This window comes from Streptomyces ruber (assembly GCF_014648075.1).
Taxonomy (GTDB): domain Bacteria; phylum Actinomycetota; class Actinomycetes; order Streptomycetales; family Streptomycetaceae; genus Streptomyces; species Streptomyces ruber.
Window position 1 is genome coordinate 1 of sequence record NZ_BMQK01000030.1, and the last position, 20,267, is coordinate 20,267.

A 20,267-nucleotide genomic window follows, 5' to 3' on the forward strand; every position below is an offset into this window, starting at 1 on the left:
CGTCGTCGAGGCGCCCGAGGTCGATGCCGCGCACCTCGGCGCCGAAGCCCGGGCCGAGCCGGGTGATCCGGGCACCCGCCGAGGTCAGCCGGTCGGTGCCGGAGGCGGTACCGGTAGCAATATCGGTGGGCTGTTCACTGGTGATGGTCATGTGTGACGTCCTTTCGTGTCGTGTGCGTCGCCGTACGCGTCTTGCCTGCGGTGTGCGTCGTTGCGTCGTGTCGTGCCTCAGGACGCCGCTGCCTTGACGCAGTCGGAGATCCGCGCGCGCAGTGCGGTGAAGTCGGCCGAGTTGCGCAGTTCCTGTGCGTCGCCATCACCGCGGGGCAGGGGGACGGGGAGGTCCAGGGCCACTGTTCCGGGGCGCTTGGTCAGCACCACTATGCGGGAGGCGAGGAACACCGCTTCGTCGGCCGAGTGGGTCACGAACACGGTGGTCCGCCCGGTCTCGGCGGTCACCCGGCGGACGTCCTCCTGAAGCCGTTCCCGGGCCAGGGCGTCCAGCGCGGCGAACGGCTCGTCCAGCAGGAGCAGCGGGTTCTCGGCCGCCAGCGCGCGGGCGATCGCGACGCGCTGCTGCTGACCGCCGGAGAGCTCCCAGGTACGGCGCGCGTCGGTCCCCTCGAGTCCCACCCGTTCCAGCAGCTCGGCACGGCGTTGCGGCCACAGCGACCGGTCGGTTCCGGCGTAACGCAGGGCCAGGTCGAGGTTGCCGCGTACCGTGCGCCACGGGAACAGCCTCGGCTGCTGGAACACCACGCCCGCCGCGGTGCCGGGCCGTGGAGGAGTGCCCGACACCCGGACCGAGCCGTGGGTGGGCTGCTCGAACCCGGCGATCAGGCGCAGCAGCGTGCTCTTGCCGCAGCCCGAGGCGCCCACGAGCACCAGGAACTCGCCCGCGGGGACGGTCAGATCGACCGGTCCGACCGCGGTGACCGCCTCGGCGCCCCGGCCGTACCGGTGGGTGACGTGGTCGAGGCGGACCGAGCCCGGACGCGCGGCGCCGTCCGCCCCGGGCGAGCCGACCGTCCCGCCGGTGACCTCACTTGATGCCATCGGGCAGTCCCTTCAGGTAGAAGGCGTCGCGGACGGCCTGCTGGGACGGCGCCGCGTCGATCTGCTTCTGGTCCGCCAGGAACCGGCCGGTGTCGGTGACGTAGGCGGCCAGCTCGCCCGGGGCTCCCTCGGTGCCCAGCCACTCCGCGGAGGCGACCTCTTCGGGGATGAGGAACACGCCCTGCGAGAGCTGCGTCCTGGCGTCCTCGACGCTGATGCCGAGCTCGGCCGCGATGGCCTCGGCGGAGCCGTCGGGGTCGGACCTGATCCGGCGCAGCGCCTCCGCTTCCACCTCGCGCCACACGTCGATCGCCCTGGGGTCCCGGCTGATCAGGTCGTCCGAGACCACGGCGAGGTCCAGGGTCGGTCTCCCGGAGCGGCCGATCTCCTTGCTGCTGATGAGCTGCGTGCCGGACGTGCGCAGCTCGTCCAGCGTGGGCAGCCAGACGTAGGCGGCGTCGATGTCCTTCCGCTGCCATGCCGCGAGGATCGCCTGGGGCTGCAGATCGACCAGCTTGACGTCGGACGCCGTGACACCGGCCTGTTCCAGTGCGGCGAGCAGGCTGTAGTGCGACGTGGAAGCGAACGGTGTGGCGACGGTACGGCCCTTGAGGCTGGCGACGTCGGAGATCCCGGAGCCCTTATGGGCCACCAGGGCTTCGTTCTCGCCCGCGACGTCGAGTACGAACGCGACCTTGTAGGGAATCGGGGAGGAGCCGGACAGACCGCGGGCGAAGGGGCTGGACCCCAGGGCGCCGATGTCCAGCGACTTGCCGATGAACGCCTGATTGACACTGGCACCGGAGTCGAACTTGATCCAGCTGATCTCGTACTCCGGCAGGGCCTTCTCCAGCAGCTTCTGGTTCTTCACCAGCAGGTCACCACTGGGAAAGGCGAAGTAGCCGATGCGCAGCCGCTTGGCCCCGCCCGCGCCCGCGGATCCGCCGTCGCCGCCGGAGCAGCCGGTGACGGCCGCGGAGGCCGCGGCCAGCACGGCGGCGAGCACGGCCCGGCGAGTCGGCCGGCGCGCGACGGGGCCGGTGGGAACTCGGGTCACCGATCGAGTCATTCGGAAGCCGTTTCTGTATGGATCCTGTATGGATCTGTATGGATGCGAGCGGGGATGCGAGTGGCATTGGGAGTGCGGAGGCTGGGGCCGGACGACGGATTCAGCGCGCCGGTCCGGTGATCTAGGCACGGCCGCGCCAGGGCACGGCGGCGCGTTCCAGCCGGAGCAGGAGGCCGTCGATGACGAGGCCGGAGAGTCCGATGGCGGCGATACCGACGATCACCACCGGGGTGTTGTTGTAGTTGGCGGCGTCCTTGACCATTCCGCCGATGCCGGGCAGTCCGTTGACCAGTTCGGCGGCGACGAGGGAGGAGTAGGCCACCCCCACCGCCAGCCGGATGCCGGTGAGCGTCTCCGGCAGCGCGGAAGGGACGATGACGTCTTTGACGAGGTCCCACCGCGACGCGCCGAGGGCACGGGCCGCCTCCAGCAGGCTCTGGGGTACGGCCGTGACGGCCGTGGTGGTGGACACCGCCACGGGCGGGAAGGCGGCCACGGCCAGCAGCGTGATCTTCGGCTCCTCGTTGATGCCCAACCAGACGATGAGCAGCGAGAAGTACGCCAGCGGCGGCAGGGTCCGCAGGAAGGTGATCCAAGGCTCGAACAGCGAGCGCATCCAGCCGACGGTTCCCATCACCAGGCCGAACAGCAGCCCGGCGACGATGCCGATGCCCGCTCCGATGCCGATGCGGCGCAGGCTGATGCCCAAGTGCTCGATCAGGTACGTGCCGTTGTAACCGCGCACCCCGTCGTGTGCCGTGGAGACGTCGATGAACGCGTCCCACACCGCGGCTGGTGGCGGAACGAGCGTCTCGCTCCAGGCTCCGCTCGCCGCCACCACCTGCCACCCGGCGAGAGACAGCAGGAGCGAGCCGAACGGCAGTCCGGCCCGGCGCAGCATCGCCCGGGTGACCCGCGCGCGGGGACGCTGACGCGGCGGCGGTGATGCGGCGGGCGGGTGGTCGGAGCCCGGTTCCGGCACGGTGGGGGCAGTGGGCATGGGTCGGCCTCCATGAGGGTGCCGGACATGAGCAGCTGACAAGGCCGGCAGATGGATCGGCAGATGGGGTCGGCAGATAGGGGTCGGCCAATGAGAGGCCGACCAATGGCATCGACCGCGAGAGACGGCTGTCCAGGGGGCGGCCAAAAGGTCAGCCGGAAGCTGGGGCAGCGCGACTTCGGCGAGCGGCGGAATCCGGGAGGCGCAGGAGCGCAGGAAGGCACCCTTCAGGGGTGCGGGATTCCCCGCCGGGTGATCTCACCGGACGGTGAACACCTCACGGACGCGAGGTCAGCAACAACACGAAACGGAGCGACGACACAGGTCGATGACCAGGCGCTGCACCAGGAGTTCGCGATTCACAGTGCATCTTTTTACAGCAGGAACCGTGTGCATCCAAGAGCAAGTCCATTGGCTGGAACGGCCGACCGGTCACGGCGGACGGCACGGCGAGCGTTCGCCGGCCCTCGGACCGGACGCGGATCACCGACGTTCGTCCGTCACAGGTGGTGCGTAGAGTCACGGCTCACTTATTCCGGTATCGAGCTCGTGAAGCGCGCGCAGGCCGACCTGCCCAGGGCCGCCGCCACGCTGTGTGGCTGACCCCCACCGTGACTCCTCAGCCGCTTCTCGTTCCGCCTTCCTGGCTTTCTGGCTTCCTTTCTTCCTCGCGTATCTGCTCTTTGGTGCTGTGAGTTCTTCGACGGTTGGTCGGTCCACCGCTCGGCGATGTCGATCGACGGGCCGACATGTGACAGCCACGCAAGACGGACCGGCGACGCCCGGGAAGACACGGGCGATGTTCCCCGTTGTTTCCCCGCGGATGCATCCCGGGCCATGGGCGGCCATTTGGGCGGGCCAGGGGCCGCGCCCACGTTGCTTTCGGGCGGATGGACAAGGTGAGGCCGTCAGTGACAAGTGCGAAAGGACGACGAACACGGCGGACATCGTGGAGACGGCGGCGCGCAAGGTCTTCGAGTGTTACGACGTGGACGGGGACGGTCTGGTCACCGCAGACGAGTACCGGAAGGTTGCGGTTCTGGGCAGCCATGAATCGCTGACTTCAACGGCCCCGCACGTGGCGAAACTGCCAGCGTAAGTGCACATGGCTGACGCCCTGCTCGGTGACGCTGGTGCTGGTGTTGGTGCCGGGCGGCCCGGCGAGCAGGGGACGGGTCTCATGAGGCGAGGCTGAGGCCGCCCGGCGGCTCCTGCAGCTTGAGCAGCCCTTGGGCGACCACGTCAGTATCGTCAGTGGGCGACTCCGTCCTCGGACACAGCCGTTGACGATACGGAGACGAGGGCCTCGACCTTATGGTCGCGGTCCTCGTTGGGTGTTCGTAGGTGATCTCGATGCCGAGGGCTTCGTAGCGGTGGTTTGTTAGGGCGGGGTCAGGTAGGGGTCGAGTCGTCGGCCGTGGTGGACGGCGTCGATCAGGTCCTGCAGTGGTGCCGGCGGGGGGCGTGCTGGACCAGGCTTTCCACCAGCGTTGCAGCATGATGGCCGGGGTGATCCAGCTGCGGACGGCCCGCAGAGTCTGTGGCCAGCGAGGCCGCTGGGGTGGGCGGGTGCCCCCTCTCTGACCCGGGCGGGTCGGCTGCCGGGGGCAGGCCGGCATGCCAGCAGAAGGAGAACGCGCAGTTGACCAGGGTCTGGTGGCGGCGGCGCATGGCGTGGGAGACGTGGGTGTTCAGGCGGTCCCACACCAGCACGATCGGTGCCCTGAGGAGCTGGTGGGCACCGTCGATCAGCGCGATGAAGTCCCGCTCGCCCAGGCTGCGGCGCTTGCCCCTGCCCGCCGGGTGCGCGATCAGCCGGTGGCACAGCCGGGCCCGGGAACCGGGCCGCATCGCGATTAGCCCGGCCACCGACAGGCGCCCCGAGCGCGGCCCGCTGACGGTCAGACCGGGGTGCGGCCGCGCCGGCCCCAGGTGCGTCCCCTGGGCGGCCGCCGGGTGAAACCCGCCTCGTCCTCGAAGCAGAGGTAGCCCCCGCCGGCCGGCCGGCCCCTTTCACCTCGTCCCAGGTCGCCTCCTCCCAGGCGGTCACGGCCGGCTCGTCGCGCTCGGCGAGCCGCCGCGCGGGAACCTGCGGGCTGAGGCCGAGCCGGTGCATCAGCCGCGTCGCCCCGGAGACGCTGTAGGAGACGTGGAACTTCCGCCCGATCAGCGTGGCCACCCGCGCGGCGGTCCACACCTGGTCCTCCACCCAGCCGTGCGCGGCCGGGCCCTGCTCCAGATACGCGGCCAGTCTCTCCAGGCAGCGCGTGGACAGTCGGCACCTCGATCCCGTCGGGCCACGGGAAGCCAGCGCCCGCACGCCGCCGTCCCGACACAGCTGATGCCACTGATAGGCCGACTTCCGGCTCACCCGGAGCTGCCGCGCGACCTCCGTCGGCCTGATGCCCCGCTCGAACGCCTCGGCGGCCTGCATCCGCACGGTCTCCCGGCGTCCGCGTCCCGCGGCGGTCAGCCCGCCCCCATCCGCATACCTCACACACCACGGAGTACAACCATCGCACCAGGCGAAGCAGGGACTTCCCTCAGCTTCACCCTAATGAGCCGGAGTCAGTAAGTCCGGAACACGGCCGTGCCAGATGTGGACCGCGCCGGTCACGGCGAGACGGCCGCGGTTGTGCTTCATAGTCCGGTCACTTTGATCGACGGAGGTTACGGCCTTCCCCATGAAGGGAGGGGAGTGGAATCCAGTGCCCGCAGCGACCGTCCCGTGCCTGCCGCGATGGCCGCGGTAACGGCGTCCCCCACTCTGAGCCGCACGGCTATGCCCGGGCTGTACCGCCCGTCACCGGGGACGGGGCCGGGGCCGAGGGGGCTGCGCGTATAGAGGCCGTATAGGGGGTGGCCGGGGAGTCCACGGAGCGCCACTCAAGCGGAGCAGCGACACACACGGAGCAGGGTCCATGCGCAAGGGAGGCGGCTCATGGCCGACGTCGATGTCCGAGTCCTCGCGAAGTCGGAGCTTCGAGCCGGGCAGGACTTGGCGAGAGCGGCGCACCACACCTCCCCGATCTCAGACCGCGAATGGGCGTACGCCCAGGACCTCCACGAGCCCGGACTGGCACTGGGCGCGTTCCTCGGCGCAGATCTGGTCGGCACGACCTTTCTCCTGCGCTCACGACTCGGGCTGCTCAACGGAGCGACCGTGCCCATGGCCGCCACGACCGGAATCGCCGTGCGTGGCGACCGTACCCGTCGTGGGATCTTCACCCGGCTGGAGCGCGAAAACCTGGACCTGGCTGTGGAACAAGGATTCCCCGTGGTCGGCAGCCGGGTGAGCGAGGCGACGATCTACGGCCGCTTCGGCCACGGGGTCGGCAGCACGGACCCGCGCAGTGCGGCTGTACCCGCACGAAGCCCGGCTGCGGCCCGAGGTGCCCGCCCACAGGGAGGTGCGGCTGATCGATGGCGAGACGTCCATCGGCCTGCTGCCTCGGCTGTACGAACGGCTTGGCCTCTACCGGCCCGGCGTGATCGAGCGTCCCGCGAGCTGGTGGAAAGCCAAGTGGGAGCCGCTGGTGCACTCGGGCAAAGGGGACGTGGTTGCGGTGCACTCGGGGCCGGACGGCGATGACGGCTTCGCCGTGTACCAGGCGATGCGCAGCGAGGACTCCGGTGCCCGGGTCACCCTGATGGTCACGGACTTTCACGCGGCGAACCCGCAAGCCGTCGCGGGCCTGTGGCGCTTCCTGCTGGATGTGGACCTGGTCGAGGAGGTGTGCGCACGCCGTCGGCCGACCGATGAGCTGGTGGAGGGGATGCTGGCGGACTGGAGGGCCTGCCGCACCCACTCCTTCAACGACGACCTGTGGCTACGCCTTGTCGACGTACCCAGGGCACTCGACGCACGCTCCTACCGCGACGGCGACCCCTTCATTCTGGAGATCACCGATGACCTCCTACCTGCCAACTCCGGAAGCTTCCGTATCGTGTTCGACGGTGTCGAACGAACAGGGAAACAGCCTCAACTCTCCATCATTGTCATGGCGTTGGCCATGGTCTAACTCGGCGGCACGAGTTTTACGACCCTGGCGGCCATCGGACTGCTGAGGGTGATTGACACCAAGGCACTGCCGAACGCGGACCGCCTCTTCGGCACAGACACGGCGGCGTTCTGCGGAACGACGTTCTGACGCACTATGCCTCGGCCGCGGAGCTCGGACTGGCGCCCCGGCGGGACCGGAACCGGGACGCGGCGCCGCTCCATCAAGTCGCGGTGCCCGCGCGGCACGGTGTCGGGCCGGACCAGTAGCTGTAGCCGGCGCAGGACCTGGCAGGGCAGGGGTGTCAGCAGGGCGGCAAGGAACACTCGGTCTTGCGAAGCAAGCTTCAGGTGGGTTTGCGCCGAGCTGCCGCTCGAGGACGGTGACCTGGTGGCGTGAGGCGAGGATCTCCGCGTCCTTGTCGCGGTCGCTCATCGGCAGCAACCGTAGCGCGGCGTACGAGTCGGTGACGGTCGGGCAGGCGAGACGAAGCAGCACGAGTGCTCATCCTGCCGCACTGTCGATGGCGCTCCTGAGCTGCATGGATGACATTTCCGGCAGGCGCGGAGCCCGCCGACCGATCAGGCCCGACCACTGATCCGGCACACCGCGCGGAGCGCAGCAGCCTCACGTGTAGGAGCATGTCATCGCATTTCGGGCACTTGGCCAAATGATCTTATAGATCTCGATCAAAAGTGGCATGTACGGGCGGCTCTCTTGTTTGATGTCTCGTCTATGCAGATGTGAAGCCTCTGTGTAGATGTACAGAGAGTTGAGAAGAACGTGAGATGCGAGAAGGGGAGACGGACGAGTCCGTCTCCTGGGGGGACTCCCGGACCGTCCGGGAGCCTGAGGTGGGCAGTCCTCGGTCTGGCCACTGCTCTGGTTGCGCAGACGGCGCTGATGTCCGTGGGTTCGGGCGCCGCGTTCGCCGTGTCCGCCGCGGCGGTGTCCGGTGAGGCCACGGACGTACCGACGAAGGCCGAGTCGGCTGCTTCGTCGGCCGGTTCGGTGGCTGTGGCGCTGCTGATGGCGCGGTCGCAGGACCGGAAGATCGAGGTGAGCTCGGAGCGTACGGCGGACTCGACCACATGGGCGCTGCCCAGCGGTGAGTTGCAGACGTCCGCGTACGCCGGGCCGATCCGGGAGCAGGTCGCCGGAGAGTGGCACGACATCGATACGTCCCTGTCGGACACCGGTGCGAACCTGGAACCGAAGGTGGCCGCGGCCGACATCGAGGTGTCGGACGGTGGTGACACGAGGCTGGCGTCGGTGTCGAAGGGGAACAAGTCCTTCGCGCTGGGCTGGGACGAGAAGCTGCCCGAGCCGGAGGTCAAGGGGGACACCGCTTCCAACGACCTGGGAAAGGGCCAGACCCTGACGGTGACCGCGCTGTCCCAGGGCTTCTCCCAGAACGTGCTGCTGGACGAGGCCCCGGACCGGCAGCTGTCGTACCGGATTCCGGTGAAGCCGGACGGGCTGGAACTGTCCAAGGCCGGCTCCGGCCGCCTCCTGATGAAGGACGACGCCGGGAAGCTGGTGGCCGAGGCACCCGCTCCGATGATGTGGGACTCGTCCAGGGACAGTGCCGCCGGTGAGTCCAGGCATCAGGCGAAGGTCGACACGCGCGTCGAGACCGCCGACGACGGTTCCCAGACGCTGGGCTGCGGTAGCCGAGGCTGCTGTGCAGCCGGTGCAGGTTGTACCAGCCTTCGATGAAGTCGAAGATCGCGGTGCGGGCAGCGGCCCGGCTGGGCCAGGCAGCGGTGTGGGCAGTTCCCGTTTGAGGGTGGCGAAGAACGACTCGGCGAGTGCGTTGTCCCAGCACTGTCCGGTGCGGCCGACGGAGAGGCGGACGCCGAACGTCTTGGCCAGGGTGCCGAAGTGTCGGCTGACGTACTGGCAGCCGCGGTCCGAGTGAAAGATCACCGGCCGGTTGGGCCGACGCCGCCGGCAGGCGGTGCTGAGGGCGTCGGCGACCAGTTCGGTGCGCAGGTGGCCGGCGGTGGACCAGCCGACCACGCGGCGGGAGGCGATGTCGATGACGGTGGCCAGATAGAGCCAGCCCTCCGCGGTGGGGACGTAGGTGATGTCACCGCACCAGCGGGTGTCGAGGCCGCCTGGGTCGGGAGCGAAGTCGCGGGCGAGGAGATCGGGCCGGGAGGCGGCCCGCGGGTCGGGCACCGTGGTCGGCCGTCGTCGCCTGCGGTGCCGCCCCTGCAGCCCGGCCTCGCGCATCAGCCGGGCGATGCGGCGGCGGCCGCAGTCCTCGCCCTGCCGTCGCAGGACAGCGTGGATGCGCGGGGCCCCGTAGGCTCCGCGCGAGTGCGCGTCGACTGCGGTGATCTCCTCGGTCAGCTCGGCATCGCGGACCGCCCGCGGGCCGGGCCGGCCCGTGCGGCGGGCGTAGAAGGCGGCTCGGGAGACCTCAAGCAGTTCACAGGCGCGTTGGACGCTGTGACCGCCTCGCTTCTCCGCCTCGATGAACGGGTGCACCGGCACCGGGTCTCCTGGGCGAAGAAAGCCGTGGCCCGCTTGAGGATCTCCACGTCCTCCCGCAGCCGGCGGTGCTCCCGCCGCAACATGGCCAGCTCCTGACGTTCGCCGCTGGTCAGTCCGTCGCGCTCGCCCGCGTCGACCTCGGCCTGGCCGACCCACAGCCGCACCGCCGTCTCGGTCAGATCGAAGTCCTCGGCGACCTGGCCGACACAGCGGTCACCACGCCGGCACAGCTCCACCATCTCGGCCTTGAACTCCGGCGTGAACGAACGACGGGGCCGAGGCTTCTTCTTCGCCATGCTCTCCATGATGGACATCCCTCCGGGGCAGAACCCCTGTCCTCGGATGTCCGTCAAAGCGGATCAGGCCCAACCGACACCTGACCCGGCCACACAGTGCGCATTCATGGACCGCGGAGCGTTCGCAGCAGGCACCGCCTGCGGCGTCCGTCGGGCGTCCTGTTACGTCCGGGCACAACGGCCGAGCAAAAAGGGCTTGTCGCGGCAGTTGTGGCCGTGCCATCCTGCGCCCCATGACCAAGAGAATCGAGTCCGTCGTCCGCCGGTGAGCGAGACGCCCGGGACGAAACAGCCCGGACTCCCATCCGTCGCCCTGTTCGACCACGCCCTCCGACTGCACCGGCAAGCCCCGGACAAGCCTCTCGCACGCGGTGGCGAACCGTTTCCCGACGACGCGTTGCATGACCATCGGTCCCGACCCGAACCGCCGGAGGACCGGGACCTCGAAGGCCGGGAAGCCGCGTCCGTTCTGGCCGCGTATTTCGCCCGCCCGTCAGCTCACCCCAGTGAGCTGGCCGATGCCTTCCATGACATCCACGTTCCGCTCGGCCCCAATGAGCACGTCACCGCCGTGGCCGAGCTGGCGGGCAGGGACCGCGTTCGCCGAACGGGCCGGTGGCTGGTTCGACACGGGAGTGATCAATGCGCGGTCACCGTGGGGCTCGCCCTGATCGCTGCTGTCGGCACCGTCGAGGACATCCCGTCGATCCAGACGATCGGGCTGCTGTCCCGCCACTTCGGCCACCTGGCAGCGCACGCGCTCGAACGGCTTCCGGGAGGCACCGGGGCCTTGTTGTGGCTCGCCGACCGGGTCACCGGCTGGGGACGCGTCTACGTCGTCGAAGCCCTATGCCGGATGGACGACCCAGTTGCGCGGCCATGGCTGCTTCGCAGGGCCTGCGATGGCGACTTCCTCAACGCATACTTCGCCGGCAAGGTCGCCACGGTGGCGCAACTCCATGAGGCACTGGGGGAGCTTGACATCGACAGCGAGATGGCTGACCACGTCGGGCGCCTGCTTGTCAGCATGAGCGATTGCGCAGGGATGGGACTCACCCTCGCTCGCTACCCTCACGCAGGAAAGGTCCTGGAAGCGCACGCTCGCAGCGTGGGTGCACTGGGCCCGACGATCGAGCGGTACTTCACGGTCGCCCTGCTCGCGCAACACCTGACTGCAGAACCTCCCGAGGCTGCCGGGTGTACCGCAGAACAGCAGGCAGCGCTCCGGACGTCGTACATCTCCGTGCTCGACCGCGGAGAATGGACCCAGGTCGCTGTCGCCGGCCTCGCGGCCGAAGACAACCGGATGCGCTGGCTCGCGAATCACAGAGCACCGCAACTGAGACTTCGCGCGTTCCCCGATCGACTTCCACGTCTCGAGGATCAGCGCAAGTGACAGGGGCCCGCACCGCTGCGCCCATCGGAAGCGCATTGCAGGTGGAAGCCGACAACGACCTCGGCCAGGGCGACGGGCTCACGGCCCTCCGGCCGACTCGGGCTGCGGCAGCGGCCATGCGTCGATCAGGCGACCCAGCCGCGCAGCACAGCGCTGGGGGGCTCGGGGCCGGGCCCGCAGCCGCCGGCCGGGGCGGCTGCTGCCGCCGTGCACCTCAACGAGGCCGGCGAGGCGTCCCGTGCCCCAGCCGACGCGGCAGCGTCCGGGAAACGTGCCGAGAGCGGCCGCGCTCCGTTCGGCACGTGCATATGGGAGGGGCACCCGCGGTATCGGAGGGCGCGCCGGTGAAGTCAGTGCCCTCACCCGTGCGACCAGGGTTGAGTGCGGTGTCCGATGCGCAGGCAACGCCCGCCGCGCGCCCAGCCCCCGCCGTGGCGTGGAACGACCCCAGTGGTCAGTGACCTGAGTGTACCCAGCATCTCAGAGGACAGCAAACCAGGGCGGTCAAGTAAGTACCTTCGGTGGCGGCGGCGTATGACAAGCGCTGTCAGTGGTGGGTGGCAGCATCACAAGCATGACGGGAACCACAACATTCGACTGGCGGCCCTTTCTCCTCAAGTGGAGCGGGGAGTGGGCAGACGGCCTGCCGGAAGGTAAGACCCGGAGCGAGGAAGACGAGGCCGCCCGGCAAGCGCGGTGGCTGGGATTCGCGCCCGCGTCCGAGGAACGGATCGCGGCCATGGAGGAGCGCCTCGGCCGCCGGATGCCCCCGTCGTACCGGCAGTTCTTGAAGGTGAGCAATGGGTGGCGGCACGCGGGCGGCTTCGTGTCGCTGCTGGCGGGCACCGCGGACGCGCGCTGGCACGACAACGCGTCCGGACTTGCGGACATGTTCGAGGAGCACTTGGACAAGGACGCCGGGCCGAAGGAACGGCGAGAGGCGGACATCTGGCGGCGCGGGCTACAGCTCGACGTCGAGTCCGACATCACCCACGTCCTGATGGACCCCCAGGATGTGGACGAGGACGGTGAGTGGGCCGTGTACACGTGGGCGAGCTGGCGGACCGAGCCACCCAAGCGGCACGCGAACTTCTTCGAGTTCATGCGGGACATGCACCGGGAGTTCCACAGCCTGCGGGCGCGGTCGGGCGACGGGGGTCCGGTGTTCGCCAACGACACGACACGCCGACTGGACGCCCAGGTGGAGGACGCCCGGCTGGAGGCGCTGCGCGGCGGCTGGGAACGGGCCGGGAAGGCTTTGGACGAGGCCAAGGGATACAGCAGACCGCGGGCCGCCGGGCTGGGCGACCAGATCCGCCGTCTGCTCGGACAGACCTACATGGTGTACTTCGAAGGCCTGGTGACTGATCCACGTTACGCGTCCGAGCTGCTGCCACCGCTGATCGCCGAGCACGCGGCGCGCTCGCACGGGGACGACTCCACGCTCGGGTACCACCTGCGCGGCGCCGACGACGCCCTGGTGTCACTGGCCCACGCGACGCTGCAGCAGGTGCGTGACGGCACGTACCGGTACACGGCGCCCGGGCCGTTCGGGAAGGCGGTCGAGCGGGCGCGGGAGCTGGCGCGGTGGGGAGACACCGACGGGGCGTGGCGGACACTGATGGACGCGCTGCCCCTGTGGGAGCCGCTGGGGCCGGACCACCTGGCTCCGCTGGGCTGGGTGGTCGACCCCGTGCTCGAGCCGCTGCTGACCCCGGAGCGTGGCCGTGAACTGCTGTCCACTCCACGGGGCGGGCAGACGGGTGCGGCACCGGGCCCGACGGCCGGTCTCGACCCGGACGGACTGGCGTGGCTCGCCGAGCCGGACCGGGGCAACAACCGCACCTCCTACCGGTTCGTCCTGGTGGAAGGGGTGGAACCGCAGGAGTTGCCCGGGCGTCTCGCGGACGGGGACGGCACCCGGCTGGACGAACCGATGACGCTCTGGGAGGCGCGCCACCGATCGCTCCGGGGCCGGCGAGAGTTCACGTCCTACGACGACAGGGCTCTCATGGCGGTCGGCCGGGCCGGCAGCGGCTGGAGCTTCGCCTTCGACGGGGATCCCGCCCCCTTCGACGGGCGGCGGCTCGTCTCCCCGGCGGCGGCCGCCGCTGCGGGCACCCGTGCCGTGGTGGTGTGGAGCGGCCTGAGGACGTGGCACGGGGAGCCGTCCTTCCACCTCTCGGTGGCACAGGACGGTGCCGAGCAGTACGCCTTCACGTATGCCGACGGAGAGATCCGGCGGACCGGGGAGATACCACGCGCACTGGAACCGCACCGGTTCTTCGATGCCTTGGAGGACGCCGCCGAAGCGGAGCGGCCGCTGCTGGAAGCGGTGGCCGGTGAGTTCGGGGTCGGCCTGCCCCGTCACGCGCTCTCGCACGGACGGCTGCACACGTTCACCACCCGCTCCTGGAAACGGCCGCCCGAGGACGGAGAGACGTACGCGGTGATCCGCCTGGGCTCGGAAGCCGCGCCCCAGGCGGACAGCGAGCAGAGAGAGGACGACGGGCCAGGACTCGCGTAGAGAATGCCCGAAGCGGGCGAACTCTCGCGGCGGTAACGGCCACATCGAACTCGCGGTTGGAGTGTCAATACCGCAGCGCTATGTGTCCGGCCCGGCCGTTCACGGAGAACGAGTACCTTGCCAGTGACACCATCTCTCCAGCTGGCGAGCCTGATTGAGATGAGCGGTGTTCAATAACCGATCGGTTGTTGGACAGTAGCGTCCGGCCGGCGACACGCCGGGCCGAAGCCGATTTTCCGGTGTCCACCAAGGGTGTTCAACAACTCGCGGCGTCCAACAACGGCCCAGAACCGTCTTCTGTACGGTTCCACGCATGACGACTACCGCTGAGTCGGCCGACACGGACAGCCCGCTGGACGCCATTCCAGTGAACCCCTCCGGCGCCGGGGTCGGCTACGGGCGCGTGTCGACCAAGGGCCAGCTGCTCGACCGGCAGATCGCGGCCCTGACGAGGCATGCCTGGCTGATCCAGAACAAGTCGACGGTCAAGGGAAGCGGCAAGGACCGCTCCGACCCGCTGCAGTACCTCGCGAGGAAGGAGCGCAACGAGTGGTCGTACGAGCGGAAGGACAACCGTGACAAGGTGATGCGCCCCAAGTCGCGCTCCAAGCGGACCGACGGCTGGGTGCCGGACAAGCCGTTCCTCCAACACCCGTGGACGGCTCTGCACCCGGAGATCACCGAAGGGGCCGCCGAGGCGGTGTCCTGCGACGAGTTCCCGTTCTCCTCCACCTACCAGTCACCGGGGGTTCCGGCGGCGAACGACGGACAGAACCCGGCCGGTCCGGACGGCGGCGGCGAGTGCATCCAGACCGTCGCGGCCAGGACGGACGACGGCAGCGAACACCTTCTGGACGACACCCGGTACGACGCGCCGACGTTCGAAGAGAACTGCGGCCGGTCGTCCATGTCCCTGAAGGTCAACTCCGGTTCGATGAACCTGGACAACTTCTACGAAGGGTTCCTGAAGAAGTTCCGGACGATCGACGAGGACGGGTACACCCTCGGCCCGGGCAATGCCTGGTTCAAGGGCTGCGACACCACCAAGGCTGACCTCGTCTGCACGATGGCCAAGCCCTGAGTACCGGGCCGGCCGGCGCCGGGCCCCGGCCCGGTGCCGGCCGGCCGCGTTCAGTGAAGTGGCACCCAGTCGTCGGCGGCCCGCGTGAGCCACGGGCTCTCCGGGTCGTCCCAGACCAGGCAGCCGTAGACGATGCCCGGCACCTCCGACGAGCCCATCAGATCAGCGGGCCCCGCGGTCAGGGTGCGGTGAACGGCCGTCAGGTAGGCGGCGATCGACGGGTAGCGCGGAGCGTCGATCCCCTCGGGGAGTTCCCAGGAGCCGACGCCGTCGGGGCCCGCGTAGTGGCCGGACTCGGGCCCGGCTTCGTCCCGGGTGAGCCAGGGAACGACCGGCGCGCCCCACCCGTGGTCATCGCCGAGAAACACCGCGGACATCGCCTGCCCCGGACTGAGGACGACTCCGCCCGGGAGGAAGGCCCCCGAGGCGACCTCCTCCTGCTCGTCGCCTTCGATCCCCTGGTGCTCCACCCCACCGCAGAGCCGCCACAGCGCCGTCAACCCGGCAGGCAGTCCGTACCCGAGGCGTTGCCTCAACTGACCGTCCGCCGCGGCGATGTCCTCCTCCGGCACCGGTGGCAGCAGGGAGGCGTACGACGTGGGCGCGTGCTCCGCCAACCAACGGGTGAGAGCGTCCCACGCCTCGGCGAGGGCTTCGTCCTCAGGGTTTCGAACCGGCATTCGCCCACCGTAGCGACGGATGAGAACGTGCCGCCCGACACGCCCGCCCCGCATCCTCGTTCGGGCGCGGGGCGGGCGTGCCCGGTGGCATCCGCGTCAGGACCGGCCCGCCACCGGCAGGTCCGCCTTGTCGGCCTCCTCTGCCGCCGCCCGCTCGCGCGGACCCCGGGTGCCCCGCGTCGTCGCCACACCGAGCAGTCCCACCAGACCGATGACCACGTAGAACCGGGCCGGGCCCGCCCAGTCGAACGTCTCCGCCAGCAGCACCGCTCAGGGCGCCGGGTCCGGGCGGCCGCCGCGGCGCAGTGCGCGGGCGCACCACCCGATGACCGCGGCGTTCACCAGTGCCCCGAGAACGACGGCGGCGATGAGCATCGCGAGGCTGTCCGGCAGCATGAGCAGCACGAAGCTGACCGGGGCGGTGGCGAGCAGTGGAATGACCACCGCCATGGACGACTCGCCCGAGCTGTCGGCGGCGGTCACCACGAGCGCCCACACGAGCAGGGCGGCACAGACCGCGACATAGGCGAGGGCGAAGATGTTGCCGGCCGCCGCGTGGCGCAGGCGGCGGGGAAAGGACCGGCCGGGATCGGTCACGACGGTGGGCTCCTCTTGCGATGGTCGTGGTGCCGGGTGTCAGAGGTGGCTGCCGGGCGGGTTCGGGCGGGCGAGGCCGAGGTCGTAGGCGAGGATCGTCGCCTGGACCCGGTCGCGCAGTCCGAGCTTGCGCAGCAGCGCGTTCACATGGGACTTCACGGTGCCGACGGTGATGCCGAGCTGTTCGGCGATCTCGGCGTTGGTGAGTCCGGACGCGACCAGGGTGAGGACGTTCCGTTCTCGGCCGGTCAGGCTGTCCAGCTCACGGGGGGTGCTCCCGGTCCGGGTGCCGGCGACCGCTCCGGACGCGTAGTGGCCGATGAGCCGGCGGGTCGCGGACGGGGCGAGCACGCTCTCCCCGGCGGCCACCACCCGGATGCCGTGCAGCAGCTCGGAGGCGTGTACGTCCTTGAGGAGGAAGCCGGAGGCGCCGGCGCGCAGTGCGTCGAAGACGTACGCGTCGAGGTCGAAGGTGGTCAGCACCAGGACACGGGGTGCGTCCTGCGGGCCGGTGATGATCCGGGTGGCGGCGATGCCGTCCAGTTCGGGCATCCGGACGTCCATGACGATCACGTCGGGGGCCAGCTCTTCGGCGAGCCGTACCGCTGCGGCGCCGTCGGCGGCCTCGCCGACGACCGTCATGTCCTCCTCCGCGTCGATCACGGCGGCGAACCCCGCCCGTACGATGCCCTGGTCGTCGGCGACCAGCACCCTGAGGCTCATCGTCTTTCCTTCTTCTCGTCGTCCTGCTCGGCGGCCGGGTCCGCGGCGAGGGGCAGCCGGAGGCGGACCGTGTCCGCCGGAATGGTGGTCAGTGTGCCGTCGAGCGCCGCGGCCCGCGCCGCCAGCCGTTCCCGTACGGCGGGGCGGAGGGCACGCGGCACCCCGGTGGCCGTGATCGTCAACATACCGTCGCAGGCGTCGACCTCCAGCACCGCGGGTTCCTCACCGCCGGCCGCGAGCACCGTCTCGGCGGCGTGGTAGGCGGCCAGGTCCACGGCGGTGGGCAGTCGTTCCGGCACGCGGTCGGTCAGCCGTATCTCCACCTCGCGGCCGGTGGCCCGGCACTGGCGGGCGAGCAGGTCGAGTGCCTGCAGGGTGGGCTGCGGCCGCCGTCGGTGCTCCGTGTCGCCCGTGTCGCCCTGCTGGACCGCGTCGAGCAGGGCGCGCATCGCGGCCAGGGCCTCACGGGCGCGTTCGGCGGTCTCGTCGAGCCGGCCCTCCTCCGCCTCCGCGACCATGTCGGCGGTGCGCGCCAGCACGGTGGTCTCCAGTCCGGCGGTGATCCGGCGGCGCTCGGCCCACGCGTCCCGGACCGCTTCCTCGGTCCAGGTCGCGAGGCGTTCCTCCCACCCGGCCCGGACGGCCCGGTCGCGCCTGCCGCGCAGGGCTCCGCCCAGGCAGGCCGCGCCGACCGCCAGGGATGCCGCGGCGGCCGCCCCCACGGCGACCGCCCAGGCGGGCACCGACGTGCCCCGGTCCAGGACGGCGGTGGTCGCGGCCGCCGCGTGCACCGCCACGGCCGCGACCGGGCGGACCGGCAGGGGCAGGCGCCGGCCGTCGGCAGGGGTCGGGGCGGCGGCGGTGCCGGCCGCTTCCGTGGCGAGCGCCGCGCAGGTGGCCAGCATGCTCAGTGCGGGCGGGAGGACGACCGGACCGGTGTAGTCGCCCGCGGTCATCGCCACCGGCCAGAGCAGAGCCGTGCCGAACAGGACGCCTTGGGCGGCGCGCGGCGCCCGGCGCCGCCACAGGAGCGCGACCGCCTGTGCCGCGGCCAGCAGGGCGAAGAGTACGCCCGCGGACACCTGCGGCCCGCTCGACGTGGGCTCCGCCCGGATGACCAGCACCGGCAGCAGCGGTTGCAGGACAAGGCCGGCGGCCGCCGTCACCTGCGCCAGGCGGTGACTTCGCGGGACGGACTGCTTGACCGGGGCGGCGGTCCGGCCGGGCAGGACCGCGCGCACCTCCCAGCCGCCCTGCGCCGTCGGGCCGGTCGTCAGGGTGCCGCCCGCCTCCCGTACCCGCGACCGCAGGAAGCCCTGGCCGCGTCCCCCGCCGAGGCCCGCGCCGTGCGCCACCGCACCGGGACGCGGCGCCCCGCTGGTGACCACCACGTCCGTGCGGGTGTCGCCGTACCGGCACAGCACCCTCGTCGGCGCGCCGGGGGCGTACCGTGCCACGTTGGTCAGCGCCTCGCGCACGACGCCGTAGGCCGCGTCCGCGACGGCGCCGTCCGGCAGGGGGTCGATGTCGCAGTCCACTTGATGGCCCAGCCGGCGGAACCCCGCGACCAGATGCAGCAACCGTTCCTCCGGCGACGGCTCCTCCGCGCGCGAGGGCGCCGGCGCCCGGACCGCGCCGAGCGCGCGAGTGACCTCACGGCCGGTCTGGGCCGCGAACCGGAGTGCCTCGGCGACGAGTTCGGGACGGCGGTCGCGCAGCCCCAGCGCCGCGCCCGCCGTGACCACCACGGCCGTCAGATGGTGGGCGCTGACGTCGTGCAGCTCCCGTTCCATGCGGCGCCGTTCGGCCGCCGGGAGCCGGTGGCGCTCGGCCTCGGCCCGCTGCAGCAGGTGTCCGGCCGCTCGTCGTGCGCGACGGGCCCGCCGTACCAGCAGGCCGGCACCGCACGTGGCGGCGTACAGCAGGGCGGTGAGCACGAGATCGAGTCCGTCTCGGTCCCTGAGCCCGTGCAGGCTGAGACCGTACAGGACCTGCCAGAGGGCGAGCGCCACCGCGCACAGCACGGTGGTGAAGGTGTCGCGTTCGGTCGCCACGGTGAACAGGGCCAGTGCGACACCCGCGGTGCCGAGTACCGCCACCGCCCCGGTGGGCAGGGGCCCGGCACCCAGCGCACACGCGGCGGCGACCAGGACGAGGGTGGTCACCGGGCGGACACGGCGCAGGACGAGTGCGGCCGTCACCGGTCCGGCGACGAGGGCCGCGACGAGCAGGGCGGACGCGGGCGGGGCGGCCCCACGCACCAGCGCCGCCCCGGGCCACACCGCGGCCTGGGCGCCCATCAGGAGACTTGGCAGGAGTCGATCGTCGGTTCGATACATGGCGGGCCAAGGCTATGGCCACGGGCCGGTGGCCCGGCTCCGGCTGCAGGCTGATTCGGTTCTCTTACCTGGGGTGCAGACGCGACGGTGCGGCCGGAAGGCGGACGGCTCGGCTGCGTTCTCCATCTCAGGTTCAATGCGGTGGTCATCCGGCAGTCCGAGGACCGCGCACCGCCCCGGCCATAGGCTCGATCACATCGAGGAAACGACCGGCCACCGGTTCCACCAGCGGGTCTCTCGTTCTGTCCCACGTGTCGCTTCCCGTTCCCGTCCGCAGGTGCACCGCACCTGCTTCCACACGCATCACAGGGGGATGTCCCATGTCCAAGCGCGTTCTCGTCCCGTCGCTCATCGGCACCGCGGTCCTCGGCGGAGTGGCCGCCGGCGGCCTCGCCATGGCCTCGACCGCCACGGAACCCGCCCTGGAGAACGGCTCGGCCCGTTACGTCGCTCCGTCCGGCGGCAGCACGGGTTCGTTCACCTTCACCGCGGACGTGAGCGACGACTCGGGCGTCCGGGGTCTGGAGGCCCTTGTGTGGCCCGCGAGTTCGAAGCTCGATCCGACCGCGGCGGAGCTTCGGCACGCGGACAGCGCCACCTGCCGGAGCACCACGGCCGGGACGTCCCGCTGCACCTACACGCTGAAGGCCACGACGGAGGAGGCGGCCGGGCTGGACCGGGGCACCTGGTACGTCTCGGCCCTGGTGACCGCCGAGGACGGGGGCACGACGTTCGTGTCCCGCGCCGCCGCCTTCGACGTGCCGCGCTGATCCCATCACCGCGGCCGGGCGCCCGGCGAGGCACCCGGCCGCGGTACGCGAGCCGGCTCCCCGCCCGGCACCGAGGTCTGACTTCGGGAACGGCATCGGCACGTCCGCGGAGCAGCACCGTTCAGCCGTCCTGGGAGTCGCGGCGTCCCGCGTGTCATCACGCGCCCGGCCCCAGCGGCCGCCACCAACACACCCCGGGCGCGCCGTCATCACAGCGCGCGCCCATCGAG

16 protein-coding genes and 2 pseudogenes are annotated in these 20,267 nt (G+C 70.9%); 7 read left to right on the plus strand and 11 right to left on the minus strand.

All coding sequences use genetic code 11. The features are described 5' to 3' along the window. Positions 1–228: 228 nt before the first annotated feature. From IEZ04_RS33335 to IEZ04_RS36295, 4 genes are all read right to left on the minus strand, one after another. Positions 229–1,056: an ABC transporter ATP-binding protein gene (locus tag IEZ04_RS33335; RefSeq protein ID WP_189220735.1), complete on the minus strand. Its 828-nt coding sequence runs from the start codon at positions 1,054–1,056 to the stop codon at positions 229–231. Then, positions 1,043–2,062 (minus strand): taurine ABC transporter substrate-binding protein, encoded by a 1,020-nt coding sequence (locus IEZ04_RS33340; protein ID WP_229821465.1) that lies wholly within the window; start codon positions 2,060–2,062, stop codon positions 1,043–1,045. Before IEZ04_RS33340 ends, IEZ04_RS33335 begins: the two co-directional genes overlap by 14 nt. Positions 2,063–2,246: 184 nt before the next feature. Further along, positions 2,247–3,125 carry an ABC transporter permease gene (locus tag IEZ04_RS33345; RefSeq protein WP_189220737.1) on the minus strand — a complete coding sequence of 293 codons (879 nt, stop codon included), beginning with the start codon at positions 3,123–3,125 and terminating at the stop codon, positions 2,247–2,249. Positions 3,126–4,559: 1,434 nt separating this feature from the next. Continuing rightward, positions 4,560–5,622, minus strand: a protein-coding gene (locus IEZ04_RS36295; RefSeq protein WP_428838062.1) for a winged helix-turn-helix domain-containing protein whose coding sequence is annotated in 2 segments — positions 4,560–5,037 and positions 5,036–5,622 — 1,065 coding nt in all. The coding sequence is not laid out codon by codon here. Between the two features lie 444 nt (positions 5,623–6,066). On the opposite strand from IEZ04_RS36295, the pseudogene IEZ04_RS36125 reads away from it, so the two are divergent. The 3 genes and pseudogenes from IEZ04_RS36125 to IEZ04_RS33370 all read left to right on the plus strand — a co-directional run. Further along, positions 6,067–6,447 (plus strand): annotated as a pseudogene (locus tag IEZ04_RS36125) (GNAT family N-acetyltransferase); the annotation flags it as partial. 31 nt (positions 6,448–6,478) lie between these two features. Next, on the plus strand, positions 6,479–7,147 hold the full coding sequence (locus IEZ04_RS33365; protein ID WP_229821463.1) for a sterol carrier protein domain-containing protein: 669 nt from the start codon (positions 6,479–6,481) through the stop codon (positions 7,145–7,147). Positions 7,148–8,029: 882 nt separating this feature from the next. Beyond that, positions 8,030–8,845, plus strand: a complete 816-nt coding sequence (locus IEZ04_RS33370) for a hypothetical protein (protein WP_189220760.1) — start codon at positions 8,030–8,032, stop codon at positions 8,843–8,845. A 114-nt stretch (positions 8,846–8,959) separates the two neighbouring features. On the opposite strand, the pseudogene IEZ04_RS36130 reads toward IEZ04_RS33370, so the two are convergent. After that, positions 8,960–9,562: pseudogene (locus IEZ04_RS36130) on the minus strand (IS3 family transposase); the annotation flags it as partial. Then, positions 9,481–9,924, minus strand: coding sequence for a transposase (locus IEZ04_RS36135; RefSeq protein WP_189220740.1), 444 nt, complete (start codon positions 9,922–9,924; stop codon positions 9,481–9,483). The pseudogene IEZ04_RS36130 and the gene IEZ04_RS36135, both read right to left, overlap by 82 nt. A 265-nt stretch (positions 9,925–10,189) precedes the next feature. On the opposite strand from IEZ04_RS36135, the gene IEZ04_RS33380 reads away from it, so the two are divergent. The 3 genes from IEZ04_RS33380 (at position 10,190) to IEZ04_RS33390 (ending at position 14,928) form a co-directional block, all read left to right on the plus strand. After that, positions 10,190–11,320 (plus strand): hypothetical protein, encoded by a 1,131-nt coding sequence (locus IEZ04_RS33380; RefSeq protein ID WP_189220741.1) that lies wholly within the window; start codon positions 10,190–10,192, stop codon positions 11,318–11,320. 574 nt (positions 11,321–11,894) lie between these two features. Further along, positions 11,895–13,847, plus strand: a complete 1,953-nt coding sequence (locus IEZ04_RS33385) for an SMI1/KNR4 family protein (protein ID WP_189220742.1) — start codon at positions 11,895–11,897, stop codon at positions 13,845–13,847. A gap of 313 nt (positions 13,848–14,160) precedes the next feature. Then, the gene (locus tag IEZ04_RS33390; RefSeq protein WP_189220743.1) at positions 14,161–14,928 is read left to right on the plus strand and encodes a recombinase family protein; all 768 of its coding nucleotides are present in this window, start codon (positions 14,161–14,163) and stop codon (positions 14,926–14,928) included. A gap of 50 nt (positions 14,929–14,978) precedes the next feature. On the opposite strand, the gene IEZ04_RS33395 is transcribed toward IEZ04_RS33390, so the two are convergent. The 5 genes from IEZ04_RS33395 to IEZ04_RS33415 all read right to left on the minus strand — a co-directional run bounded on the left by IEZ04_RS33395 (position 14,979) and on the right by IEZ04_RS33415 (position 19,267). Continuing rightward, positions 14,979–15,608 (minus strand): SMI1/KNR4 family protein, encoded by a 630-nt coding sequence (locus tag IEZ04_RS33395; RefSeq protein WP_189220744.1) that lies wholly within the window; start codon positions 15,606–15,608, stop codon positions 14,979–14,981. 96 nt (positions 15,609–15,704) lie between these two features. Next, positions 15,705–15,875 carry a hypothetical protein gene (locus IEZ04_RS33400; protein WP_189220745.1) on the minus strand — a complete coding sequence of 57 codons (171 nt, stop codon included), beginning with the start codon at positions 15,873–15,875 and terminating at the stop codon, positions 15,705–15,707. A gap of 3 nt (positions 15,876–15,878) precedes the next feature. Then, a complete protein-coding gene (locus tag IEZ04_RS33405) occupies positions 15,879–16,205 on the minus strand; it encodes an SCO4225 family membrane protein (protein ID WP_189220746.1) in 327 nt (108 codons plus the stop codon). Positions 16,206–16,244: 39 nt separating this feature from the next. Further along, the gene (locus IEZ04_RS33410; protein ID WP_189220747.1) at positions 16,245–16,928 is read right to left on the minus strand and encodes a response regulator; all 684 of its coding nucleotides are present in this window, start codon (positions 16,926–16,928) and stop codon (positions 16,245–16,247) included. After that, positions 16,925–19,267 (minus strand): sensor histidine kinase, encoded by a 2,343-nt coding sequence (locus tag IEZ04_RS33415; RefSeq protein ID WP_189220748.1) that lies wholly within the window; start codon positions 19,265–19,267, stop codon positions 16,925–16,927. Before IEZ04_RS33415 ends, IEZ04_RS33410 begins: the two co-directional genes overlap by 4 nt. Before the next feature lie 320 nt (positions 19,268–19,587). On the opposite strand from IEZ04_RS33415, the gene IEZ04_RS33420 reads away from it, so the two are divergent. Further along, positions 19,588–20,037, plus strand: a complete 450-nt coding sequence (locus IEZ04_RS33420; protein WP_189220749.1) for a DUF5707 domain-containing protein — start codon at positions 19,588–19,590, stop codon at positions 20,035–20,037. Positions 20,038–20,267 lie beyond the last annotated feature (230 nt).